The organism is Streptomyces sp. NPDC060194, from assembly GCF_042728285.1.
Taxonomy (GTDB): Bacteria; Actinomycetota; Actinomycetes; order Streptomycetales; family Streptomycetaceae; genus Streptomyces.
On the sequence record NZ_JBHWZH010000288.1, the window covers coordinates 1 to 2,070 of the forward strand.

General features: G+C 74.4%; 2 protein-coding genes. Both read left to right on the forward strand.

Translation table 11 applies throughout. The annotated features are described in order from the left end of the window. Positions 1–50: 50 nt before the first annotated feature. On the forward strand, positions 51–689 hold the full coding sequence (locus tag ACFWEG_RS28940) for a TetR/AcrR family transcriptional regulator (protein ID WP_387221065.1): 639 nt from the start codon (positions 51–53) through the stop codon (positions 687–689). 192 nt (positions 690–881) lie between these two features. Then, a complete protein-coding gene (locus ACFWEG_RS28945; protein WP_387221068.1) occupies positions 882–2,033 on the forward strand; it encodes an acyl-CoA dehydrogenase family protein in 1,152 nt (383 codons plus the stop codon). Positions 2,034–2,070: the final 37 nt, after the last annotated feature.

The following is a 2,070-nucleotide window of genomic DNA, read 5'->3' on the forward strand; positions in this document are numbered from 1 at the left end:
GGGTGAACCCGCCCGGCGGCGGCCGCCGACAGGTCTGCCATACTGCGGATATGACGAGCCGTCAGCGAGGGGAAGCGGCGCGCTCCGCGGTGCGCCGGGCCGAACTCATCGCCATCGGGCGCACGTTGTTCGCCGACACCTCCTACGACGCCCTGTCGATGGACGACATCGCCCGGCAGGCGGGCGTCGCCAAGGGGCTCATCTACTACTACTTCACGAACAAGCGCGGCTACTACCTGGCGATCGTCGAGGCCTCGCTCGCCGAGCTCACCCAGCACGCCGCCGCGGCCCGGGACTCCCCGCCCGCCGAGCGGCTGCACCGCACCGTCGACGCCTACCTGCGGTACGCGCAGGGCCACCAGGAGGCGTACCGCACGATCGTCTGCGGCGGCGTCGGCTTCGACGCCGAGGTGCACGCCCTGCGCGCCGGGGTGCGCGAGGTGCTGATGACCGAGATCGCCCGGGGCGCCTACGGCCGCCCCGACATCCCCCAGCCGGCCCGGCTCGCCCTGCTGAGCTGGCTGCACGGCGTCGAGGGCGTCACCCTGGACTGGCTGGACCGCCCGGAGGTCCCCCGCGACACCCTGCGGCTGCTCCTGGCCCGCCTCCTGCGGGTCACCCTCACCACCATCGAGGAGTTCGAGCCCGGCTGCCCCGCCCCGGCCGCCCCGGCCGAGCCTCCCTTCTGAACCGCGCCCCGGAAGATCGTCCTGAGGTCTGGTGACGGGTACCACCCGATCGGGCATACTCAACGCGCCGCAGCCGCTGGTCAGCCGCTTCCGCGATCCGGGAGCGCACCATCGGACCGGCAGTGTCACCGGCGTCGCCGCCCCACCCCGGGCGAGCGCGCCGCCACGCCCGACCGGGAGGAGCACGACACCATGGTGGAACGCCAGCTGCCGTCCGAGGAGGCCCGCGCCCTCTTCGCCCTGCTGCGCGACGTGATCGAGCGGGAGATCCGCCCCACGGCGGCCGCCGAGGAGGACGCCGGGCACTTCCCGCGCGAGGTCTTCGCCCTGCTGTCCGAGGCCGGACTGCTCGGCCTGCCCTACCCCGCCGAGTACGGCGGCGGCGACCAGGGCTACGAGCTCTACCTCCAGGTCCTCGAGGAGCTCAGCGCCGCCCGCCTCACCGTGGGCCTCGGCGTCAGCGTCCACACGCTCGCCTGCCACGCGCTCGCCGGCTTCGGCACCAAGGAGCAGCGCGCCGAGCACCTCCCCGCCATGCTGGGCGGCGGCCTGCTCGGCGCGTACTGCCTCTCCGAGCCCACCTCCGGATCCGACGCCGCCTCCCTGCGCACCAGGGCCGTCCGCGACGGCGACGGCTGGGAGCTGACGGGCACCAAGTCCTGGATCACCCACGGCGGTGTCGCGGATTTCTACACCGTCCTCGCCCGCACCGGCGGCGACGGCGCGCGCGGGATCAGCGCCTTCCTCGTCCCCGGCGACGCCCCCGGACTGAGCGCGGCCGTCCCCGAGCGCAAGATGGGCATGAAGGGCTCGCCCACCGCCCAGCTGAACTTCGACGGCGTGCGGGTGGCCGACGACCGGCGCATCGGCGACGAGGGCCAGGGCTTCGCCGTCGCGCTCTCCGCGCTCGACTCCGGCCGCCTCGGCATCGCCGCCTGCGCGGTCGGCGTCGCGCAGGCCGCCCTCGACGAGGCGCTGGCCCACGCCGCCGGCCGCGAGCAGTTCGGGCGGCCGATCGCCGACTTCCAGGGCATGCGCTTCCTGCTCGCCGACATGGCGACCAGGGTCGAGGCCGGACGGGCCCTGTACCTCTCCGCGGCCCGACTCCGGGACGCGGGGCGTCCGTTCGCCAAGGAGGCCGCCATGGCGAAGCTCTTCTGCACGGACGCGGCGATGTCCGTCACGACCGACGCCGTGCAGGTGCTCGGCGGCTACGGGTACACCGCGGACTTCCCCGTCGAGCGCCTCATGCGCGAGGCGAAGGTCCTGCAGATCGTCGAGGGCACCAACCAGATCCAGCGGATGGTGATCGCCCGGCAGCTCCTCGGGCCCGAGACGCGCTGAGCGCAGCCGGACGACCGGGCGGGCCCGTCGGAGGGGC